This is a genomic window from Emticicia sp. BO119, assembly GCF_013912375.1.
GTDB lineage: Bacteria > Bacteroidota > Bacteroidia > Cytophagales > Spirosomataceae > Emticicia.
Window position 1 is genome coordinate 335,253 of the sequence record NZ_JACETV010000005.1, and the last position, 21,018, is coordinate 356,270.

The window sequence follows — 21,018 nt, forward strand, 5'->3', positions numbered from 1 at the left end:
GATTCTTAATCATAAAATATTTGCAAATTTCTCATGAACAAATTCATAAAAAATATCATAGCGTTTTCTTTAAAGAACCGCTTTTTTACCTTCTTTTTTGTAGGGGTGCTATCCATTGCCGGATTAGTGAGCTACTTCAATACCCCTATAGAAGCCTTTCCCGATGTAACTAATACACAAATAATTATTGTAACCGAATGGAATGGCCGAAGTGCTGAAGAAATAGAACGTTTTGTTACGATTCCGATTGAGGTAGCAATGAACTCCGTACAAAAAAAAACCAATGTACGGAGCATCACGATGTTTGGGTTATCTGTCATGAAAATCATCTTTGAAGATGACATAGATGATTTTTTTGCCCGGCAACAGGTTAATAACCAGCTCAGGACTGTCAGCCTGCCCGAAGGTGTAGAACCCGACGTACAACCCCCTTATGGCCCTACCGGAGAAATTTTCCGCTATACATTACAGAGTAAAAACCGCGACTCTAAAGATTTACTGACAATTCAGAACTGGGTCATTGACCGTCAGTTAAGGGCAGTGCCGGGTGTAGCCGACCTGGTTGCGTTCGGTGGTCGTGAGAAAATTTACGAGATTATGGTAAATCCGCTCCTGCTGCATAAATATGATATTACGCCCTTAGAGGTCTATAATGCCGTTAGCAAAAGCAACGTAAATGTTGGTGGCGATGTCATAGAAAAAAATGGGCAGGCTTATGTGGTCAGAGGCTTAGGTCTATTAACTAAAGAAGAAGACATAGAGAATATTATTATTGAAAACATCAATGGCACTCCTATTTATGTAAAGAATGTAGCACAGATAACTGAATCGAATTTCCCTCGGGTAGGACAGGTAGGCTTAAACAACAATGACGACGTAGTAGAAGGGATTGTAGTAATGCGAAAAGGCGAAAACCCAAGTGAGGTATTGGCAAGAGTAAAAGATAAAATAGATGAATTGAATAACAAAATTCTGCCCTCAGACGTAAAAATGGTTACTTTCTACGATCGTGATAATCTGATGAAATTCTGTACAGAAACTGTTTTGCACAATCTGGCAGAGGGAATTATTCTGGTAACGGTGATTGTTTTGCTATTCATGGCCGACTGGCGAACCACCGTTATAGTATCAATCATCATTCCACTGGCCCTGCTCTTTGCCTTTTTCTGTCTGCGGCTCAAAGGTATGTCAGCCAATCTGCTTTCGATGGGAGCCGTTGATTTCGGAATTATTATTGACGGAGCTGTCGTAATGGTTGAGGGAATATTTGTCGCACTCGACCATCTCTCTCATAAAGCAGGCATGGAGAAGTTCAACAAACTTTCCAAATTAGGTCTGATTAAAAAGACAGGAGCCGAAATGGGGAAAGCCGTTTTCTTTTCAAAACTGATTATCATTACTGCACTGATGCCAATTTTCAGCTTCCAGAAAGTAGAAGGAAAGATGTTCAGTCCGCTGGCCTGGACATTAGGTTTTGCTTTGTTAGGAGCTTTGATATTTACCCTTACACTGGTGCCTGTGTTATGTTCAATTCTGCTGAATAAAAACGTAAAAGAAAAAAACAATCCGATTGTCCGCTTCTTCGATAAGGGCATTACCACATGGTTTAACCGGACTTATGCCCATAAACGATTAAGTGTATTGATTGCCTTTATTTTTATGGGCGTTACCTTTGCCTCTACTATTTTATTAGGAACTGAATTTTTGCCGCAACTAAATGAAGGAGCATTATGGGTAGAAGCCAAAATGCCTATGAGTATGTCGCTGAACGAAACCGTAAAAATGGTGCATACCTTGCGGGCAAAATTAGGGCAGTATCCCGAGGTAAACGGGGTACTCTCACAAACAGGCCGCTCGAATGATGGTACTGACCCCTCTGGTTTTTATTATGTGCAAATGCAGGTAAACCTCAGGCCTAAAAAAGAGTGGACACGGAAAATCAGTACCGACGGACTGATTGAAGAAATGGATAAAGAGTTAAAACAGTTTCAGGGGGTAAATTATAACTACTCGCAACCCATCATCGACAACGTGGCAGAGGCTGTAGCCGGTATGAATGCTTCTAATGCAGTAAAGATTTTTGGTAGTAATTTAGATGATCTGAACAAATATGCCGATGAGGTATTAGAAGCAATCAAAGATGTGCCGGGCATTAAAGACATCGGTATTTTGCGCAATGTCGGTCAGCCAGAAATGCGGGTCAATCTGAATCTGCGGCGTATGGCTTTTTATGGTGTACAAACCAGCGATGCCCAGGCAGTAATTGAGATGGCAATTGGCGGAAAAACGGCCTCAATCATGTATGAAGGCGAGCGAAAATTTGACATCAGAATCAGATACCTGCAGGAATACCGTAAAGATGAAGATGATTTGAGCAACCTTCTGGTACCAACAACCAGAGGCACCAAAGTACCTCTCAAAGAAATAGCCACTATTGAAACCGTAACTGGCCCCGCCTTTGTTTATCGTGATCAAAACAAAAGATTTATCGGCGTAAAGTTCTCTGTTCGTGAACGCGATTTAGGCAGTACCATTGCCGAAGCTCAGGCTCAGGTAGCACAAAAAGTAAAGTTAGGCAGAGACACCAGCATAGAATGGACAGGAGAGTTTGAAAATCAGGTACGTGCAAGCCAACGCTTAGGCCAGGTAGTGCCGTTATGTCTGGCGGCTATTTTCGTAATTCTTTTTATTATGTTCGGCAACGCCAAGGATGCAGGCTTAGTACTGGTCAATGTACCCTTTGCCTTGATTGGGGGTATTCTGGCATTGCATACAACCGGCACTATTTTTGGGATTTCGGCAGGGGTAGGGTTTATAGCTCTGTTTGGTATCTGTGTCCAGAACGGCGTAATTCTGATTTCGGTTTTCAATAAAAATCTCGCCTTGCGAATGTCGCTCGATGAAGCCATTCGGGAGGGAGTCAAGTCAAGGATACGCCCTGTTGTAATGACAGCCCTGATGGCGGCTATTGGTTTATTACCCGCAGCCATTTCAACAGGTATCGGCTCCGAAACCCAGAAACCATTGGCGATTGTGGTTATCGGTGGTTTAATTTCAGCTACGATTCTTACGTTACTGATTTTCCCGATTATTTATCGCTTTTTCTATCGCCACAATGTGCATACGTTGAGAGATCTGGAATAATTGATAATACTTTCTGCAAAAACCGGATAGGCTGCTATCCGGTTTTTGGTAAGCTCACGGTTGTATTATACGAATCTCACCTGTTAACCCAACAAAGCCATTTGATAAATTCAACGCAATAATTCCGATAAAAATGGCGTAATTTGTAGTAAAATGTTGATCCCATTTCCACATACAGGCTATTTAATAATTGAAAAGTATGATTAATATTCTTGCCTTTTGCTTAAACCTTCTGATTTTTCAGAAGGATACTTCCGGCATTACCTACGAAGACTACCAGCGTGCGATTAATGATTATAAACCCCTATTAGTTGATATAAGAGCGTATAAAACTACCCCCGAAGAGGCTCGTAGCCGATTTCAGCAGATTATGCATACAATGAAAGAGGCACACCCCACAGTCTCTTATGATTCTTCTGAAGTTAGTCTCTTTTTTCCATTAATGGGTTTTGATTACAGAGCGGTTGGCGGGAGAAATGGCAGCGGTTTCAGAGCAGAAGGCTATGATTTATTCGACCAGAATGCCAAAGGCAGCCATCCAGCGCACGATATTTTTATTAAAGACAAAAATCAGGATTGTAAAGATGACCGAACCGGAGATTATGTGAGCATTCTATCTGTTAGTGACGGGATTGTAATAGGTACTGAAAATAACTGGCAACCCGGAAGCGAATACAGAGGTGGCAATTATATCTGGGTTTATGATACCACCACAGGTGGACTCTGGTACTATGCGCATCAGAAAGAAATCTATGTTAAAACAGGCGATGTGGTAAAAGCCGGGCAAAAAATCTCAATCATTGGTCGTACCGGATACAATGCTGCCATGAAGCGTTCTGATACGCATTTGCACCTGACTTACCTGAGGATCGACGAAGAAGGAAACCCCTTCCCTGTGAATACTTACGGCTGGTTAAAAAACGCCGTTACCCTGCTTGACCCAAGAATTGCCGCAGATTTGAAACCGTTAGCCTTACACATCAATTTCAGGCTTCTGAAAATAAAGCCTAAGACCTTACCTACACTTTCGTTTAAGGCCCCAGCCACAAAAACTGAACCACAGCCAATAGAAGAAAAGAAGAGAAAAAGGCGCTCGAGGGCGTAAAATGAAAAATAGTTTTAATTTACATTAATGGAAGATTTTGAAATAAACTATGAAATAGCCAATGCAAAGGCATATCTTGAAAAGGGTCAATCGCCTGTACAGATACGAAGGATATTAATTGATAATGGCATTGAAAAAGAAATGGCTTCCAGAATTTCGAAAAAAGCGTATATCAGATTTTTAAAAAGCAGCGCCCGAATTAAAATAATCAGAGGAAGTGTATGGCTTGTAGCCGGGTTGCTAACCTCAATATTCCTTTTTCAATATGCCGACAAACTATCTTATTTGGTAATACTCGGGTCAATCTGGGGACTATTTCAGGTAATATCTGGAATTTCCTGAATAAAGAGTGCTACGGAATTGGCGGATAAAATATTTATATAAACCTCCACATTGGTACAATTCCGGAAGTTCGTTCCATCGTTTTTTATTACCCCAAAGTGACGTATCACAAAATCAGCGTCTAAAACATACGTGTGATGATGCATTAAATTGCACAATGAACAAACATCAGAAAAAGAGAGGGTCGTTCCTCTCTTTTTTCTCTGAATATATTTCCTCGCTATTAAATCCACAGGAGTTATTAAAACACCATAGCCACATAAGCAAAAATGGCCCTCTTTCCGAGGGCCATTTTATATTTTTCTGTTAATTCATTAAACCGCCATTACTGGTGTTTCTTCTATCAGATCTCTCAGGGTGGTGTGCTCATAAACTGCCAGATTTGCATCTCTTACTTTTTCCATAATCGGTCTGATCCGGCAGGTTACCTCATCTGCGCAATCATCGCATTTACCATAAAAGTGGAGCGATACGCACAGCATCGGAGCGATAGGCCCATCTACAATCCTGACAATCTTCGCAATTGTTACCTGCTCAGGCGGGAGTCTCAGCTGATAGCCTCCTCCTTTACCTTTCTGGCTATGTAATATTCCGTTATTACGCAGTTCGAGCAATATGGCTTCCAGAAATTTCTTGGGAATATTTTCTTTTTCGGCTATCTCAGCAATAAGAACAGGTTGCTTTGATTCATACCTTTCCGAAAGTAATTTCAAAGCCTTTAGTGCATATTTTGCTTTTTTAGAAATCATTTATTAGTATGCTGACGTGAGTTTTATCTGATTCATTTTCGGCACATATATACCTATATTCTTAGATGAATCAAACAAAAGTAAAATTTTTTCTTGGTTTTGCAATAAATCTCCTGTATGGTGCTTATTAAAATCACCTAAGACTTATTTCTATAGCTAATTTAGTTATTTTTTTACTAAATAACTACTTTTAGCTCTTACGGGCATCCCTACCAGCGCCATTCCTTCCAACCTTATATCAACTGTAGTTTCAGCATCGGTATTGAAAAAAGAAAGCATTGCTTTACCATTGGCTTTTGTTTTTACAGTTGGTGCCCAATGGATAGTTGATCTGTAATCAGGTCTTGTATTTGCCGTGAAGTCTTCTATATTCGCTTCGGCATAATTTGGTGAATAAAATTCTCTGGCTACTGCATAACCATATATATCACTTACATCTATACCCTGTGGTGGTCCGCCATCATGGCTCGGGCTGCCTCTTTTGGTAAGTACTGAGATTACCCCATTCCCCCCTCTTGACCCGTAAATAGCTGCATCGGCTCCTTTTAGCACGTCTATTTTGTCTACATCAAACACCGGGATACTCAGTAAGGTCATTTTATCTACCATCATACCATCTAATAAATAGGTTGGTTCTGTCGAACCCATTATAGAACTAATTCCTCTGATAATCACAGTCGGATCACTTGCGCTACCCAATACCTGTACCCCAGGCACCCGCCCTCTTAATAAATCAATCACATTGCCCGAAACCTGCATATCAGGAGTTATTTTCAATGAATTGGTTGCATGAGAATATAACACTCTGTCCTCTCTTTCTTTCGCCCTTTTGGCTTTTATGGTTACCTCCTGCAACATTCTTTCTCTACGTTCTTTCAACAATTTTTCTATGGCTAAATCATCCGCCGTTCTTTTCAGATAATCGGCTAAATCGTTTTCATCAAAGGTAATAGGGTTAAATGGCAGAAGATTCCTCTGTAATTTAGGCGGCATTGGTCTGTTTATGAAAATCTTGGTATTGCGGTTCATTTTACCTACTACTGCCTGCACCAGAATTTTACCTGTACCCGTAAAATCAAGGTTCTCTAAAGCAAATCTCCCTTCAACATCTGCTTCGCCGGTTCCAAACTGGCGGTCGTCTTCTCCTAACCATAGCATAAAAGTAATATTCACAGGTTTTTCGAATAATTTCCCGTTTGGTCTTGTAATTTCTCCAGAAATACCGATGCCTCGCTCTAAAGCAAAAACAGGCTCTGGCAAAGTTGGTTTCAGAATATCCTCCCATTTAAAACGCCTCCAGCCTTGTGTCAGCAATAGAATATCCATATGTCTGCGTACTTCCGGCTTGTTTTGCAAGAAATAATAATCAGGTTGTTCAATCTTGCCTTTAACATCTGAACTTAATAACAGATACGTCAGGATATTTTCTTCATGCGGTGGCATTAATACCTGCTTGCTATCTGACACCACTACCGAGAAATTACCCTCTACAGGTTGACCGTCCATATCTTTGGCCTCAATTGCCAGTTTTACTTCTTCCTTAGGCTTGTAAGTGCTTTTATCAGGCGTGATGCTGATATTGATATAATCTTCTTTATAGATATATACCAGTCGCTCACAACGAGGCCGGCCTGTTTCATCAAAAGCTGTAAATTGCGCCACTCCCTCCGGGAATTTATCTTTAGGAATCTTCACCGACATGGCTTTGTTATGCGCCGGAGTTCGGGCTACATAGCAGATTCTGCCCTGCGATTGCCCCACTACTACTATATCGCCACTACCTTTGGGTTTATTGTAGTTATGCCCCACATACAAGCGTATCAGGTTTTTATCAGCTACTCCTTCAACCCCCATAATAAAGCCCTCTTTTTCGATGGCAGGAAACGGCACTTCTTTCTCAAAAATGTTGCGATATTTAATTTTTGCAGCATAGGTTTCACCGGGTACAGCCTTAAAATTGAAAACACCCATACCCAGATGCTCACTCCCGAATACCATAACCGTATCTTCTTTAGCTGTTACAATTACCCCGGTTATATCTATTCCGTTTCCTACTTTGTCGGTAGCTTTAAAGGCGATCTTATTGTCCATACCTTCTACAATCTGCCCTCCTTCCGGGAAGAACTGAAAGTCAATTTCCTGCGCACTGAATTTCACAGGCACAATCTGTTCGTCGATTTTATGCACTTTAAACTCTTTGCTGAACATCAGACTTTCGTCAAAATTACGCATCCAGTTAGTATAGGCCCGCAGGCGATAATAGCCTGAATGAAGACTGTCAGATAATTCAAAATCAGCGGTAGCCATCCCTCCTTCCAGTTTCAATATTTTTTTGGTAACCACCCTGCCCAACTGATTGTCAATCAGTTCTACATTGAGCGGGATACTTGCAGTATCGAGTAGGTTTGTTGCTGCTTCTATCAGATACGCCTTCACCCAGATGGTTTCTCCGGCAGTATAATAAGGTTTATCCAGATGCAGATAAGCCTTTTCTTGTGGATATGCCCCCGCATATTTGTTAAATTGATTCACAATACTATCAGCCAGCCCCTCAGGAAAAGTAAAGGCAAACAGCAAAGCAGCAACAGCAAAGATTGACAGTAATTTTTTCATAATTAAAGTGTTGAATGTGTGTATAATATAACTTTTTTAGTACGCTGATTATTACATTTTCATCAAGGCAACATAGGTCTCTATCCCATTCCAGATATTCTGAATCCTTATGTTTTCATTCTCCGCATGCTGATTATTGTCATGGTTGGCAATGGGAACGGTAATTGTTGGAGTGCCTAGATACTTTTCAAACAAAAATAAGGGTAAACTTCCACCTAAACTTGGCATCAGCACAATTTCTTCTTTAACGGTCGACTGTATGGCTTTTATCACATCTCTGGCAATGGGCAAATCCATTTTGGTTCGTTGGGCATTGTAGCCTTTACCTACCTGTACACGGGCAATCATTGGGTACTTCATACGCTCTTCGTCAGTGATACTTTCATTTCGGGTCACATAATATCCCTGTGCCTGGATATGGTCTATCACTTTCTGAACCTGTTTCTGTACATCATTACCCAAAACCAATCGTAGGTCTAAAGCGGCAGTAGCCGAAGTTGGAATCACATTGGCTGCCATTTTACCCACATTGGCACTGGAGATACCATTAATATTGAGTGAGGGAAGATTAATTAGTTCAACCAGAGATTTCCCACCTCCATCGGGTTTCATAAAGCCTAATTCGTTTCGCATTTGCTCATCGACCGACGGTACGTTGGCTATGGCCTGTTTTTCTGTTTCTGTAAAAGGCACTACATCGTCATAAAATCCTTTAATCAGTACCTGTCCCTCATTATCTTTCATAGATGCTAATAATTTAACCAACATCATAGCCGGATTCGGAGCCCAGTTGCCATAGTGCCCGCTATGCAAAGGTCTTCTGGAAGCATATACTTTTACTTCCATATTTACATCTCCTCTCACACCAAATACAACCTGTTTACGCCCCGACTGATGCACAGGGCCATCACAGATAATCCAGAGGTCTGAGCGAAGTTTATCAGCGTGTTTCTCTAATATTTCGGCCAGATGCGTAGACCCTGCTTCTTCTTCACCCTCAAAGAAAAATTTGATATTTACCGATGGCTGAATATCGAGTTTCTTTAATACCTGATAAGCCGACAAAATAGCAAAAACCCCTGCTTTGTCATCAGAGGCACTCCTACCATAAATACGCCATTCAGGGTCAATGGCTTCGTTGGCTTTGGGTACAGGTATAATTTTTCCGCCTTTTTCTAAAGATGCATCAAGAAATACCGATTTGAATGGTTCAATTCCTTCTGCCCATTGATTCGGGTTTACAGGCTGCCCATCGTAATGAGCATAAAATATTACTGTTCTGGTGGCGTTGGGTACTTTCACTTCGCCATATACTGCCGGAGGCACCCCGTGGGTCTTAGCTTCTAAAAGTTCAGTCTTTATGCCCCTCGCCTCCATCATTTTTACAATATACGCAGCCGTTTGTTGAATACCCACGGTATCATAGACTATATTCGGAATAGATAACAAACCCATAAACTCAGATAAGAAAACGTGTTCATGGGCCTGCCGGTATTTCCTGACCTGTTCGGTAAGTGAGTTCTGCGCAAAAATGAGGGTCTGAAATAGCAATAAGGGCAGGATAAGGCAGCGTTTCATGAAATTTCGTTTATATATAACAAAAATATGAAATTGGTTTAGAATTTGCTTAAGAATCCATGAAATCTGAATATATATTCTTCATTACCGGGTTTATATTTGTTTTTACAGATTCAATCTCAATAAAAATATATAATTTATTGAATATCAATCACTTACAAGTAAATTAAAATGGTAAACTCACAGAAAACGCAGAACTATTATTCGTTTCACTGGTCTTATTAAATACCCGAAGTATATAAAAAATATCAATACTTTGAATTTCGACAACTTATATACCCGTCCGATAAATTTCTTTAAATTCTTCTTGACTGGTATTGTTTTTTTTCATAGGTTAGTTCTAAGAAAGTTCTTTGAAAAACCAGATTGATAGATTTAGCTTTGGCAAAAACCAAGGCAATATTTGAATCTATGAATTTGAACAGTTAATATATTTTTTAACTTTAAATTAGTGAGTTATGAAGATTCATGTGAATGCAGTCCACTTTGATGCTGACCCAAGACTGGTTGGTTTCATTCAAAACAAGTTAAATAAAGTAGAAACCTTTTACGACCGTGTAACAAGCGCTGAAGTGTTTTTGAAATTAGGAAAAGGTGAAAAAAGTAAAGTTCAAAAAAAATTCGTTGAAGTTAAATTAATTGTTCCGGGCCAGACAATCTTTGTAGAACAAAAAGGAGATACTTTTGAGGAGGCAACAGATTTATTGATTGAAGTGCTGAAGTCCCAGGTTAAGAAATTTAAAGACAAGAAAAATATAGTTGAACATAAAAAACCTGAATTAGTAGAAACAGAAGAATTGGTAGAAGATGAATATTAATCAGGTTATCAGATAAGTAAAGCGGCAGTTTCGTAAGAGGCTGCTGCTTTTTTTGTTACCTACCTTGAAATAAGTTTGGGTATCCTGGTTAAAATCAAGGCAGTTAGTCAGAAAATTACCTATCGGATTTATTTCAGTTTAAACACCCCTTTCAATGTAACACCATAGATAGCACCATCGCTATCAATTGTCCAGCTTGGTGTAATGGCGTTTGGATTTTCAATATCCCATTGATTATTGGTACCCAAACCCAGATAGTATTCAGGTATGTTTGTTGTCCAGAGTAAAGTACCTGTTTTGCCATCAAACCCCTGAAATTTGTTTTCCTTCCAGGTATTATCGTTGTTTAATATGCGTTCACCCACATAAAACACACCACCGGAAGATGCCATCAGTTGCGCCTTTTGATCTATATGACGACTCCATTCAACACTGCCATCAGCGAGGTTAAAACCCACCAGGCTATGTTCTTTGCCATTTTTTATCTCGGTTACTAAAATATTGCAGGCAACCACACGATTAAATATTTCAGTAACCGGATTTGACGCACTGGTTTTAGTTGTCCATAAAATTCGGCCTGTATTAATATCCAGAGCACGTAATGCACTTGTGTATTGTAGACCATTGTTCTCGGCTCTTATTCTGATAATTACTTTGCCATCAGCCACAATCGGGATGCCATCGTCTGAACGATAAACTGTATTACCTCTTCTTGCCATATCCGGCTGATCAATGTGCCGCCAGAGAGTCTTACCTGTTTTTAAATCAATAGCATGCAATTGGCGGGTGGGTGGGTCTTTCTGTTCTTTACTTCTTGCTGTTTGAAACAAAATTCCTCCTGATATGGCAGGTGCGCTAAAAGTAGGTGTATAGAATGGATTGAGCTTGTCTGGCATAGCGAGGCGGAAATCTTTGTTTTGCCATAAAATATTGCTCATATCTGTACTAAGGGCACTAATATAACTATTCCCTTCACTTGTATTCTGATTGAGTACAGTAAATACTCCGCCCCTGCCCCTTATAGTTCCTCTTTTTGCAGGAGTAAGTGTACGAACAATCCGGCCTGATTTTACGTCAATTACATAGTGGTCGGTGGGCAGCCCATCTTCACGAGGATAGATAAGCAGCACTTCCCCGGATGCTAATTCAAAAAAATTCACATACCCCATAGACCCTTTACGATTGCCTGTATTACAGATATTATCTATGCGCCAAACGGTTTTACCAGTATTTTTATCTATTGCCGATAGTCCTGCATTACCATCGTTGTTGCAACTTCCGGTTAGTATCAGGTTACCCACTATAAAAGGTGGCCAGACACCCCACCAGCCAGGGTTAATTTCCCATTGTTTTTGCGGAGCAGCCAATATAGGCAGCGCACGAAAAGCCCGACTGTTGCAGCTTGTTCCATAAGGTGAACTCATTTTAGACCCATCATCACATACTACACATGGAGAGGTATTTCGTAGTCGGGCAATAGCTACCTCACGTGCCGCAGGTGAATCATCGGGTAACTGTGCTTTCAATGTTATTTGCGACAAAATACCCGATAACAGGAAAGTAAAAAACAGGCCCCGAAAAGTATAAAATTTTTTTTTGAATCCTTTCATCTGTATTGACTTCTATTGACAACACTAATCAGCTACTATTATAAATAATAGCTTACTCATTACACAAATATTGCAAAAAATGTTAAAACAGGTACCTATAAAGATCAATTTTAATCAGCCTGTCTTGGTAATTCGTTATTTCTTTTATCTATTCACAGAATACATTTTTCTAAATCACTTTCAATTCTTTATAACCTTTTGTTCTGTTTTGGACAAAGCACCTGCGAGACTATAAAGTGAATACAGGCCACCCGAAAACTTAAAATTTCATCAAACCAATTAATAAAAATTTAATCCATGAAATTTCTTATTCCGACAGAATCTATTCATTATCTTGCATAGGATTTTGGTTTATTCCTATTATTTATGAGAAGAAAAAAAGACATTCCACGTCTTGTGTGGTTTATCTTGCCCGCAGTTGTGGGATTAATTCATTATTTTCGACCTTCGTACAACAATTACTCCATTTACAAGGGTGTATTCTATCATCTTATTGCCCAAACCAATCTCTATAGTCTTTACCCAAACGAGTATTTCGATAGCAACCATTACGGCCCGTTTTTCGGCCTGATTGTAATGCCTTTTGCAGCCTTGCCCGACTACATCGGTTTAGTATTATGGACAACCTTTCATGCCTTTGTTCTTTACAAAGCATTTAAAACCCTTCCACTAAAAGATGCCAACCTCTGGATAGTACTCATGATCTGTATTGTTGACCTGAATACCTCTTCGCATAACGTACAGGTAAATCCGAGCATCGGCGCATTGATTATTCTCTCCTGGTATTTTGTAAAAGAAGAAAAAGACTTCTGGGCACCGTTATTTGTTATGATAGGTACTTTTGTGAAACTCTACGGCATTGTAGGTCTGGTTTTCTGGCTCTTTTCAAAACATAAATTCAAATATATTTATTCATCGGCATTCTGGGCGATAATATTGTTTGTATTGCCCATGCTAATCAGTTCTCCGACATTTGTATTGCAATCTTATGCAGACTGGTATCATAGTCTGATTGAGAAAAACCTTTCTAATCAGACCGGAAGCCAGGGCATTGGCAGCTACCAGGATGTGTCTATGATGGGCTTGTTCAGACGTGTAGGTGGACTAAACCTTTCTAACGCAACGTTTATTATCCCGGGTCTTGTTTTACAACTGGCGCCTTTACTAAGGAATAACTATTATAACAATATCATTTTCCAGCTACGATACCTGGCTACTCTCCTGATTTTCGTAGTAATCTTTTCTTCTTCTTCCGAATCCTCTACGTATATAGTAGCCGTTTCGGGGGTTGCTATCTGGTTTATTACACAAGATTATCCCATTAAGCGTTGGGTATGGGCATTGTTTGGTGCAGTACTCATATTTACCTCGCTTTCAGCCTCTGACCTTTTTCCATCTCATATACGGCACCTGTTCATCATCTATTCTATCAAGGCATTTCCTTGTTGTATTTTATGGTTTGGGTGCATTTACCAATTACTAACCGACAAACACTCCCTAACCGACAAAAAATGGATATTTCAAGATTAAAAATCTGTATTCTGTCAGCTGCCTATAACGAAAACGAAAATATCCTCGTTTTCTATAATACTGTAAAAAATGTCATAGACAAGCTGCCCTATTCTTTTGAGTTCTGCTTCGTAAACGATGGTAGTACTGACGGTACGCTACGCGTTATCCGAAATCTGGCCAGAGAAGACCATATGGTAAAATACCTGTCTTTTTCAAGAAATTTCGGTCAACAAGTAGCATTGAAAGCAGGTATCGATTCGATTGATGCTGATGCTATTATTATGATGGATAGTGACCTGCAACATCCTCCTTCGATGATACCGGTACTGATTGAAACATGGCTACAGAAGCGTGTCAACATCGTGAATACGCTTCGGGAAGAAGACCGGGATTTATCCTGGTTTAAAAAGCAATCAAGCCAATGGTTCTATAAAATCATCAACAACCTGAGTAACCTGTCGTTAGAACCCGGACAGGCAGATTTTCGGCTGATAGACAGACAGGTAGCACAAACCCTGAAAAACTCAAAAGAACAGGATGTTTTTCTGCGCGGAATGATTCAATGGATCGGGTTTAAACAAATCAATTTACCTTACAAACCACATAAACGTTTTTCGGGTGAAAGTAAATATACCCTTTCGAAGATGATAAAACTGGCATTGGCAGGTATTACTTCTTTCAGCGTAAAACCGCTTCATGGGGCTATTTATGCAGGGCTTCTGATTGCCCTTTCTTCTTTTTTCTATCTACCTTATGTACTTTACAGTTATTTTAGCGGCGATGCCGTTGATGGCTGGAGCTCGGTAATCATCACTATTGCCTTTTTTGGTGGACTCAATTTATTTATTTTAGGAATCATAGGGTTGTATATCGGCAAAATACTTATTCAGAATAAAGAACGCCCGCTATACATTGTTCAGGAACATAATATTTATGAAAACAGCTATTCTCAGTTTTGATGTAGAAGAATTTGATATGCCTTTTGAATACGGCGGTAAGCCCTCCATGGAAGAGCAGATTGCTACCTCAGTCACTGGTTTGAAGAGTGTACTTTCAATATTGGAAAAATACGAAGCAACGGCAACTTTTTATTGTACAGGAGTTTTTGCCCTGTCTCAAAGAGATAGAATCAGGGCAGTCAGCCAGATACATGAGGTTGCCTCACACAATTATTACCATTCGAGCCACATGACAGAAGACTTACAAGCCTCTAAACAGGTTTTAGAAGATATTACCCAAAAAGATGTAAGAGGCTTCAGAATGCCTCGCATGGCACCAGTTTCAGACGCAGATTTGTTGGCCGCAGGTTATATTTATAACGCCTCTTACAATCCTACTTACCTGCCTGGCAGATATGATTACAGGCATATTCCGAGATCTGTCTTTCAGCAGAACGGACTCATTCATGTACCGGCCTCTGTTTCACCTAAATGGCGGTTACCCTTATTCTGGATAGCTTTTCATAATTATCCGCTATCTTATTTTTTTTATTTATGCAAAAAAGTAGCCGAAGCAGACGGCTACCTCCATTTGTATTTCCACCCCTGGGAATTTACCGATTATACTGATTTGCCTAACGGGGCAAAGTATCCTTTTTATTTACATAGAAATAATGGGCACAAAATGCAGGAGAGGTTCAATTTATTGATGGCATTTCTACAACGTGAAGGTTTTGTGTTCAGAACCACTTCCTGGTTGATAGAGCAACCTTATCTGTTTCCTGAACGAGCATTAAAAAACGCATAGGCTTAGCCTATGCGTCGAGTTTAAATATCTCTTTCAGTTCCTGTGCTTCTTCGGGCTTCATTCTTCCTGCCAATACCAGTCTTAACTGTCGGCGGCGCAAAGCTCCGGCATATAACTCTTTTTCTTCGGCTGTTTCAGGTTCAACCGCAGGCACTTCAATTGGTCGGCCTGTCTGGTCAACAGCTACGAAAGTCATAAAAGCCTTGTTGGTGTAAATTTTTGTTCCTGCCGGAATATTCTCGGCCCAAACATCAATACCTACTTCAAGAGAGGAATTGAATGCTCTGGTTACTTTGGCCTGTAAGGTAATAACCGACCCTAAAGGGATGGCTTCTTTGAAAGAAACATTATCAACCGAGGCGGTCACAACAATACGATTACAGTGTTTCTGGGCAGCAATAGCTCCTGCTATGTCTAACAATCTCATCAGGTTTCCCCCCATCAGATTCCCCAATGTATTGGTATCATTCGGAAAAACCATCTCGGTCATTACTGTAAGTGATTCTTGTGCTTTTCTGGTTTTTGGCATAAAATTATGATTCGGATATGTTTGTTGATTAATATACGCTGATAATTACCATTTCGGGTCGAGCCGGATAAACAATTCGTTTCCTGCACGGGGCGGAATAGAGTTGGTGCATCGCTCAAAAATAACAGGTCGGAAATAGGGTTTAAACATCGTCAGATACTCTTCTTTCGAGCCGCCAAACGGTGGGCCGCCATCAAACGGGAAATCAAAAATAACCCCTACTAACTTACCTCCAGGTTTTAACAGATTATACATTTGTTCTACATACCTTGGCCTTAAAGATGGGTCAAGAGCTGATAAAAAAGTTTGTTCAATAATCAGATCGTATTGCCCCTGATGAAAGAAGAAATCCTGATGAATTACGTGACAGGTGCCATTTTCGATGTAAAATTGTAAATTTTCCTGCAAACGTTCTACTAAAACCGCCGAAATATCAATCAGGGTAATATCTGTAAAGCCATGCCGGAGCAGATATTCGGCTTCGTAGGAATTCCCACAACCCGGAATCAGGATAGAAACAGACTTATCTTCTAATTGGTCGAAATACTCTTTCAATGGTGTAGATATATATCCGATATCCCACCCCGTCTGTCCGCTTTCATAGCGTTGGCTCCAGTAATCATCATTCAACAAAGTGCTCATCTGCTTTTTATTTTTTAGATTATGAACCGTAAATTGCAGGTAAATGTTAGCACATCACACCATCAATCAGCAAATTTAATTCCGATACAAATATATTTATAAAATGAAAGCTATTGCCGATTACCTACGCCAGACTATATATGAGGTCTTACCAGCCCTACAAGCTATTTCAGATGAAGATGCCAGCATTAAACCTCTACCTCAGAAATGGTCGAAAAAAGAGATTTTAGGACACCTTATTGACTCTGCTACGAACAACCACCATAAGTTTGTGAGAACAATGGCACAACCACATATGGAGTTTGTTGGCTATGCACAGGATTTCTGGGTAGCCGGGCAATATTATAATAGTAGAAATTGGGAGGAAATTGTTACTTTCTGGCATGTCTATAATTTACATCTTGCTCACATCATTGAATCGGTGAATCCGGCATATCTGCAAAATACGATAAGCATTAGCGGAAGCAAGCCTTTTACTCTGGCATTTATTATGGAAGATTATGTAGAACATATGAAACACCATTTACGGGTGATTCTGCCCGAAGCCAACATTACAAGCAAGTTCCAGAATGTATATAACGCTTAACTCAATCGTATTTATGAACACGCAACTAAATAAAGAAGTACTCATTAAGGCCAGAGAACTAAAAAGCGAAGAAGACTTTAAGGTATTTGAAGATATAGCCAACCTTGCAAGCCAAGGATTTTTAACGATTGAAGATTTTGACACTTTATGCAATGGTTTCTTTGATGATACCGAGGATTTTGATTTTTTGTCAGAAGGGCTAACCGAGTGTCTCAATCAAATCATGGGAGATTATCCTGTAGAGATTTTTGCAGAGAAATTAGTAAATGCTGTTGAAATATTTAATCCTCATGCGCTATTGAGTTATGGTTTTATTCTATCTCAATGGTTTATTGACGAAGAAAAGAGGAATCTTCTATGTAGATATATCAACACTAAAAATGAGGATATAAAAGAACTATGCAGAAAAGTACTGACTGAGCAAATGAAATTTTATAACAATTATGATGGGCTTGGCTATATGGCAGGTAGTGCAAATAAGGTATTGCAGGGCATAAAATAAGTCAGTAACTATAGCATGGATACGAAGCCATGCTATAGTTAACCCCAGTCTCAATGATCATAACTTGCCACTCTGGTAATTTTCCAGACCCCATTTTTCTTTTGCCAGATGTGCAGAAATTTAAAGGTTCCGCAATCATCCTGTCCGTTTTCCTTATGACAAAAGGTATGTGCTGCTACCTGCATAGCACCATAATCTTTCACAGGATACACCTCCATACTTCCTTCTACCAGTTCCCGATGAAGCCCATTATTATTCCCAAAGATGATTTTGAATGACTCTATATTTTGTGCATAATTGGTAAGCCCACCCTTATCATGATAAAACTCAAGGCTTTCGTCAAAAATATTTTTGATAGTCACGCTATCGCGATTATTAAAAGCATTGAATAATACACTATCCATATGGGCAATTTCATTGTAGAGCGTATTCCCTTCTGTTCTTGAAGCAAACTTTGTATTTACCAGAAAATCCAGTTCCTGTGTCATTTTCCATTCGCCTTTCTGCTTTTGCCAAACTCGTGAGAATTTCGATTCTTCTACCAGTTTATCCTGCATATAAAAGCGTTGCACGCCATTCTGGAGTGTTTTTTCTTCATTCACGTGAATTACCTGCAAACTGCCTTTTACTATCTGTCTTTTCAGCTTTATGCCTTTATCACAGAAATTCTTTTGTAAACTGGTTTTAAAATCTGTAAATGACTCGCTACTGGTTTCTCCAAAATAACCCTTATCCTGATAGAACATAAAGTCTTTGCTTAGTATTTTATCTATTTTATTCAAATCGCAATCAAATATAGCTTTGAACAGAAGACTATCTTTTTGAGCTAATTCATTGAAAATAGTCTGTGATTTGGTATTTGACTGTGCCTGCAACTTTGCTAAAGGCACGAAAAGATTGAGTAGGCAGATACCTGCCAGTAAGATATTTTGCTTTTTCATTGTATAATTTTGTCTGTTAAAATTTAATCTTTGATCTTTCTGTCAATCAGGAAGTGAGCCATTAAACTAAGACCACCGAACAGGAATATCATAGATAAGAAGGATACTAACTTATCTAAACCAAACTTATTATAAAGAATGTTTCCTACCAGAATCCCTAAAGCAATTCCTACGAAGAACATTCCGAATTTCAGCGTCTGAATCTGCAAGCGACTTCTTGAGTTAAAAAGCTTTGAAGCATCTGTACCGCGTTCTATCATCAACATCCGTTCGCGGTTCCGGGCGGTGAGATAAACATAGACTATCCCGAAGATACCAGCAAAGGAAGCCACCGAAACAATCATATCTCTTAATATTTCATCCATTTTTTCTTAATTTTAGATAGTTATTGAACCAATACTCATAAGACAAGAGCGATGAAACGTTGGTTACAGAATTTTGCAAAAATAAATTCTGTAAAAAAGAACAGGTATTATGTAACCGCTTACAGCAAATTCTTGTCTCATTTAATAATAAAGACTACAGGTAGCATTAATGTATTCAGAAGAACAAGCCTATATAGAACGAGTAAAAAAGGGAGATTCGGCTTCTTATACATTTCTTGTGAATAAATACAAGAACATGGCTTTTACGGTAGCCTTGAAAATTGTGAACAACAGAGAGGATGCAGAAGACATCATTCAGGAGAGTTTTCTGAGAGCCTATCAGCAGATTCATACGTTTGAAAACAAATCAAAGTTCTCAACATGGCTTTATACCATTGTCTATAGGGCTGCACTGAACAAATTACCCAAAAACAAGACAGAGTTTTTAGCTATTAATGACAATTCATACGAAAACGATATAGCTGATGAAACAAGCACACCACCAGAATCGTTGACTATTAAAGAAACCCAGCAATATGTAAAAGGGGCTATTCAACGATTACCTCAAGGAGAAGCACTGTTGATTACTTTGTATTATCTGAATGAAAATTCGCTGAAAGAAATTGAAGAAATAACCGGACTGGCCATGAACAATATTAAAATCAGGTTGTTTCGGGCAAGAAAGAAATTAGAACAGGAATTACGTTTTTTGTTATAAATATCGGATAAGATGGCACAAGGCAACGAAAAAAAACTACGGAAACTGATTCAGTCGGTTGAGTTAGACCAACCCAAAGCCGATTTTACTGAATTGATTATGAAAGAAATTCAGTTGCAGGAATCTCTTGTAATAAACACCGTTTTACAATCTGTCTTGGCACAGCATATTATCGAAACGCCCTCTATTGATTTTACGCAAAAAGTAATGACAGGTATAGAACACCTGGATAAAAAAACAGTTTACAAGCCTATTATCGGCAAAAAAGTCTGGTATGGTATAGGCGTAGCAGCTACTCTGCTTGTGGCCATAGTCAGTCTTTTCAGTAAATCATCACAAACGGTCAACAAACCTCTTACATTTGCTAATAATATTAATCAGCTTACCAGTCAACTCATTTTGCGGATTAATGGAATGCCCACCTTGATATTGGCTTGCTTGTTTGGTGTAAGTGCCTTATTAGTACTTGATTACTTTATTTTGGGCAGGAAGAAATACCAGGTGTAATTTTTTGTAATAGATAACTATATCTTTCTCCTCTCTATGTAGGCATTATTCCCCTTCTTTGTTGACTTCTTCCCCCACTAAATGGCTTTTTGTATAAATTATCCAATGGTGTTGTTTTTGTGCCTTACTCGATCAAATCATTTAATAAAACAGTTATGGCTAAGAAAAAAAAATATGTATTGATTACAGGAGGTACAAGCGGTATAGGCTATGAATTGGCCCGTCTATTAGCAAAAGATGGTCATAACCTGCTCATTGTTGCCCGCAGTCAGGAAGAACTTGATAGAGTTGCACATGAACTAACCTCAGCCTATAAGATTGATGTTATGACATTTGCCAAAGATTTATTTAAGAAAAAAGCTGCGTTTGAGGTATATGACTTTGTAAAATCATCAGGTTTGCAGATTGATATATTAGTAAACGACGCCGGACAAGGGCAATATGGTGAATTTATAAATACAGATATTGAACGGGAGATGGATATTATTCAGTTGAATATCAGCAGCCTGGTAGTACTTACAAAGCTGTTTCTGATAGAGATGATAGAGCGTAAGAGCGGTAAAATTCTTAACCTTGCCTCGGTTGCCAGCAAAGTACCGGGGCCTTTTCAGGCAGTGTATCATGGCACCAAAGCCTTTGTTCACTCATTTACAGAAGCCATACGCGCCGAAGTAAAAGATAGTGGTGTGGTGATTACCTCATTATTGCCTGGAGCCACCGTAACCGACTTTTTCAGAAAAGCTGATATGCTACACTCTAAAACTGTACAAGAAGGAAATTTAGCTGACCCGGCAGATGTAGCCATGGACGGATACAATGCCTTAATGAATGGCGATGACATGGTGGTATCTGGCTTAAATAATAAATTACAAGTAGCAATGAGCAATATTACGCCTGATGAAATAGTGGCTGAAAGAGTTTACAAACAGCAAGGACCGAAAGAGGGAGTGCTGAAGTAAAATTAAGGGTGGTGTGATAATACCACCCTTATCATTATAAATCAGTCACGAA

The 21,018-nt window shown here is 39.3% G+C and carries 20 protein-coding genes; 12 read left to right on the forward strand and 8 right to left on the reverse strand.

Features of this window, described 5'->3' with window-relative positions:
• The first annotated feature begins 33 nt into the window (after positions 1-33).
• From H1R81_RS17875 to H1R81_RS17885, 3 genes are all read left to right on the forward strand, one after another.
• Entirely contained in the window at positions 34-3,144 is a 3,111-nt protein-coding gene (locus H1R81_RS17875; RefSeq protein WP_181842117.1) for an efflux RND transporter permease subunit, read from the forward strand.
• 199 nt (positions 3,145-3,343) lie between these two features.
• Positions 3,344-4,249 (forward strand): M23 family metallopeptidase, encoded by a 906-nt coding sequence (locus tag H1R81_RS17880; protein WP_181842118.1) that lies wholly within the window; start codon positions 3,344-3,346, stop codon positions 4,247-4,249.
• Between the two features lie 27 nt (positions 4,250-4,276).
• Positions 4,277-4,591: a hypothetical protein gene (locus H1R81_RS17885; protein WP_181842119.1), complete on the forward strand. Its 315-nt coding sequence runs from the start codon at positions 4,277-4,279 to the stop codon at positions 4,589-4,591.
• 314 nt (positions 4,592-4,905) lie between these two features.
• Here H1R81_RS17885 and H1R81_RS17890 read toward each other — a convergent pair whose 3' ends face one another.
• The 3 genes from H1R81_RS17890 to H1R81_RS17900 form a co-directional block, all read right to left on the reverse strand.
• Positions 4,906-5,340, reverse strand: a complete 435-nt coding sequence (locus H1R81_RS17890; protein WP_181842120.1) for an Rrf2 family transcriptional regulator — start codon at positions 5,338-5,340, stop codon at positions 4,906-4,908.
• A 165-nt stretch (positions 5,341-5,505) separates the two neighbouring features.
• Entirely contained in the window at positions 5,506-7,953 is a 2,448-nt protein-coding gene (locus H1R81_RS17895; protein WP_181842121.1) for a TonB-dependent receptor, read from the reverse strand.
• Between the two features lie 51 nt (positions 7,954-8,004).
• Entirely contained in the window at positions 8,005-9,531 is a 1,527-nt protein-coding gene (locus H1R81_RS17900; protein WP_181842122.1) for a M20/M25/M40 family metallo-hydrolase, read from the reverse strand.
• Between the two features lie 458 nt (positions 9,532-9,989).
• Here H1R81_RS17900 and H1R81_RS17905 point away from each other — a divergent pair, with 458 nt between their 5' ends.
• On the forward strand, positions 9,990-10,349 hold the full coding sequence (locus tag H1R81_RS17905; protein ID WP_181842123.1) for an HPF/RaiA family ribosome-associated protein: 360 nt from the start codon (positions 9,990-9,992) through the stop codon (positions 10,347-10,349).
• A gap of 128 nt (positions 10,350-10,477) precedes the next feature.
• Here H1R81_RS17905 and H1R81_RS17910 read toward each other — a convergent pair whose 3' ends face one another.
• Complete coding sequence (locus H1R81_RS17910) at positions 10,478-11,959, reverse strand: PQQ-binding-like beta-propeller repeat protein (RefSeq protein WP_181842124.1); 1,482 nt, start codon at positions 11,957-11,959, stop codon at positions 10,478-10,480.
• Between the two features lie 366 nt (positions 11,960-12,325).
• On the opposite strand from H1R81_RS17910, the gene H1R81_RS17915 reads away from it, so the two are divergent.
• Genes H1R81_RS17915 through H1R81_RS17925 form a run of 3 tightly spaced genes read left to right on the forward strand, consistent with a single transcriptional unit; the run spans position 12,326 to position 15,217 of the window.
• The gene (locus H1R81_RS17915; RefSeq protein WP_181842125.1) at positions 12,326-13,489 is read left to right on the forward strand and encodes a glycosyltransferase family 87 protein; all 1,164 of its coding nucleotides are present in this window, start codon (positions 12,326-12,328) and stop codon (positions 13,487-13,489) included.
• Complete coding sequence (locus H1R81_RS17920; RefSeq protein WP_181842126.1) at positions 13,471-14,430, forward strand: glycosyltransferase family 2 protein; 960 nt, start codon at positions 13,471-13,473, stop codon at positions 14,428-14,430. Before H1R81_RS17915 ends, H1R81_RS17920 begins: the two co-directional genes overlap by 19 nt.
• Positions 14,405-15,217 (forward strand): polysaccharide deacetylase family protein, encoded by an 813-nt coding sequence (locus tag H1R81_RS17925; protein WP_181842127.1) that lies wholly within the window; start codon positions 14,405-14,407, stop codon positions 15,215-15,217. The genes H1R81_RS17920 and H1R81_RS17925 overlap by 26 nt, the downstream gene beginning before the upstream one ends.
• Positions 15,218-15,224: 7 nt before the next feature.
• Here H1R81_RS17925 and H1R81_RS17930 read toward each other — a convergent pair whose 3' ends face one another.
• Together H1R81_RS17930 and H1R81_RS17935 are read right to left on the reverse strand one after the other, a co-directional pair.
• Entirely contained in the window at positions 15,225-15,746 is a 522-nt protein-coding gene (locus H1R81_RS17930; RefSeq protein ID WP_181842128.1) for an acyl-CoA thioesterase, read from the reverse strand.
• Between the two features lie 45 nt (positions 15,747-15,791).
• Entirely contained in the window at positions 15,792-16,388 is a 597-nt protein-coding gene (locus H1R81_RS17935; protein ID WP_181842129.1) for a methyltransferase, read from the reverse strand.
• 103 nt (positions 16,389-16,491) lie between these two features.
• Here H1R81_RS17935 and H1R81_RS17940 point away from each other — a divergent pair, with 103 nt between their 5' ends.
• Both H1R81_RS17940 and H1R81_RS17945 read left to right on the forward strand, forming a co-directional pair.
• Positions 16,492-16,974 (forward strand): DinB family protein, encoded by a 483-nt coding sequence (locus H1R81_RS17940; RefSeq protein ID WP_181842130.1) that lies wholly within the window; start codon positions 16,492-16,494, stop codon positions 16,972-16,974.
• A gap of 13 nt (positions 16,975-16,987) precedes the next feature.
• Complete coding sequence (locus H1R81_RS17945; RefSeq protein ID WP_181842131.1) at positions 16,988-17,476, forward strand: hypothetical protein; 489 nt, start codon at positions 16,988-16,990, stop codon at positions 17,474-17,476.
• Positions 17,477-17,526: 50 nt separating this feature from the next.
• Here the strand turns inward: H1R81_RS17945 and H1R81_RS17950 are convergent, their stop codons facing one another.
• Both H1R81_RS17950 and H1R81_RS17955 read right to left on the reverse strand, forming a co-directional pair.
• A complete protein-coding gene (locus tag H1R81_RS17950; protein ID WP_181842132.1) occupies positions 17,527-18,417 on the reverse strand; it encodes a nuclear transport factor 2 family protein in 891 nt (296 codons plus the stop codon).
• A 23-nt stretch (positions 18,418-18,440) separates the two neighbouring features.
• Positions 18,441-18,782, reverse strand: coding sequence for a DUF6249 domain-containing protein (locus tag H1R81_RS17955; protein ID WP_181842133.1), 342 nt, complete (start codon positions 18,780-18,782; stop codon positions 18,441-18,443).
• 169 nt (positions 18,783-18,951) lie between these two features.
• Between H1R81_RS17955 and H1R81_RS17960 the strand changes: the two genes are divergently transcribed.
• From H1R81_RS17960 to H1R81_RS17970, 3 genes are all read left to right on the forward strand, one after another.
• The gene (locus H1R81_RS17960; RefSeq protein WP_181842134.1) at positions 18,952-19,500 is read left to right on the forward strand and encodes an RNA polymerase sigma factor; all 549 of its coding nucleotides are present in this window, start codon (positions 18,952-18,954) and stop codon (positions 19,498-19,500) included.
• 12 nt (positions 19,501-19,512) lie between these two features.
• A complete protein-coding gene (locus tag H1R81_RS17965; RefSeq protein ID WP_181842135.1) occupies positions 19,513-20,007 on the forward strand; it encodes a hypothetical protein in 495 nt (164 codons plus the stop codon).
• A 155-nt stretch (positions 20,008-20,162) separates the two neighbouring features.
• A complete protein-coding gene (locus H1R81_RS17970) occupies positions 20,163-20,966 on the forward strand; it encodes an SDR family oxidoreductase (RefSeq protein ID WP_181842136.1) in 804 nt (267 codons plus the stop codon).
• Positions 20,967-21,018: the final 52 nt, after the last annotated feature.

Bases quoted from the DNA above. Each gene is read 5' to 3' on its own strand.
- H1R81_RS17875 (WP_181842117.1), top strand. From the start codon at position 34: ATGAACAAATTCATAAAAAATATCATAGCGTTTTCTTTAAAGAACCGC.
- H1R81_RS17910 (WP_181842124.1), bottom strand. From the start codon at position 11,959: ATGAAAGGATTCAAAAAAAAATTTTATACTTTTCGGGGCCTGTTTTTT.
- H1R81_RS17900 (WP_181842122.1), bottom strand. From the start codon at position 9,531: ATGAAACGCTGCCTTATCCTGCCCTTATTGCTATTTCAGACCCTCATT.
- H1R81_RS17890 (WP_181842120.1), bottom strand. From the start codon at position 5,340: ATGATTTCTAAAAAAGCAAAATATGCACTAAAGGCTTTGAAATTACTT.
- H1R81_RS17955 (WP_181842133.1), bottom strand. From the start codon at position 18,782: ATGGATGAAATATTAAGAGATATGATTGTTTCGGTGGCTTCCTTTGCT.
- H1R81_RS17920 (WP_181842126.1), top strand. From the start codon at position 13,471: ATGGATATTTCAAGATTAAAAATCTGTATTCTGTCAGCTGCCTATAAC.
- H1R81_RS17880 (WP_181842118.1), top strand. From the start codon at position 3,344: ATGATTAATATTCTTGCCTTTTGCTTAAACCTTCTGATTTTTCAGAAG.
- H1R81_RS17965 (WP_181842135.1), top strand. From the start codon at position 19,513: ATGGCACAAGGCAACGAAAAAAAACTACGGAAACTGATTCAGTCGGTT.
- H1R81_RS17885 (WP_181842119.1), top strand. From the start codon at position 4,277: ATGGAAGATTTTGAAATAAACTATGAAATAGCCAATGCAAAGGCATAT.
- H1R81_RS17945 (WP_181842131.1), top strand. From the start codon at position 16,988: ATGAACACGCAACTAAATAAAGAAGTACTCATTAAGGCCAGAGAACTA.
- H1R81_RS17960 (WP_181842134.1), top strand. From the start codon at position 18,952: ATGTATTCAGAAGAACAAGCCTATATAGAACGAGTAAAAAAGGGAGAT.
- H1R81_RS17930 (WP_181842128.1), bottom strand. From the start codon at position 15,746: ATGCCAAAAACCAGAAAAGCACAAGAATCACTTACAGTAATGACCGAG.
- H1R81_RS17915 (WP_181842125.1), top strand. From the start codon at position 12,326: ATGAGAAGAAAAAAAGACATTCCACGTCTTGTGTGGTTTATCTTGCCC.
- H1R81_RS17950 (WP_181842132.1), bottom strand. From the start codon at position 18,417: ATGAAAAAGCAAAATATCTTACTGGCAGGTATCTGCCTACTCAATCTT.
- H1R81_RS17970 (WP_181842136.1), top strand. From the start codon at position 20,163: ATGGCTAAGAAAAAAAAATATGTATTGATTACAGGAGGTACAAGCGGT.
- H1R81_RS17925 (WP_181842127.1), top strand. From the start codon at position 14,405: ATGAAAACAGCTATTCTCAGTTTTGATGTAGAAGAATTTGATATGCCT.
- H1R81_RS17895 (WP_181842121.1), bottom strand. From the start codon at position 7,953: ATGAAAAAATTACTGTCAATCTTTGCTGTTGCTGCTTTGCTGTTTGCC.
- H1R81_RS17905 (WP_181842123.1), top strand. From the start codon at position 9,990: ATGAAGATTCATGTGAATGCAGTCCACTTTGATGCTGACCCAAGACTG.
- H1R81_RS17935 (WP_181842129.1), bottom strand. From the start codon at position 16,388: ATGAGCACTTTGTTGAATGATGATTACTGGAGCCAACGCTATGAAAGC.
- H1R81_RS17940 (WP_181842130.1), top strand. From the start codon at position 16,492: ATGAAAGCTATTGCCGATTACCTACGCCAGACTATATATGAGGTCTTA.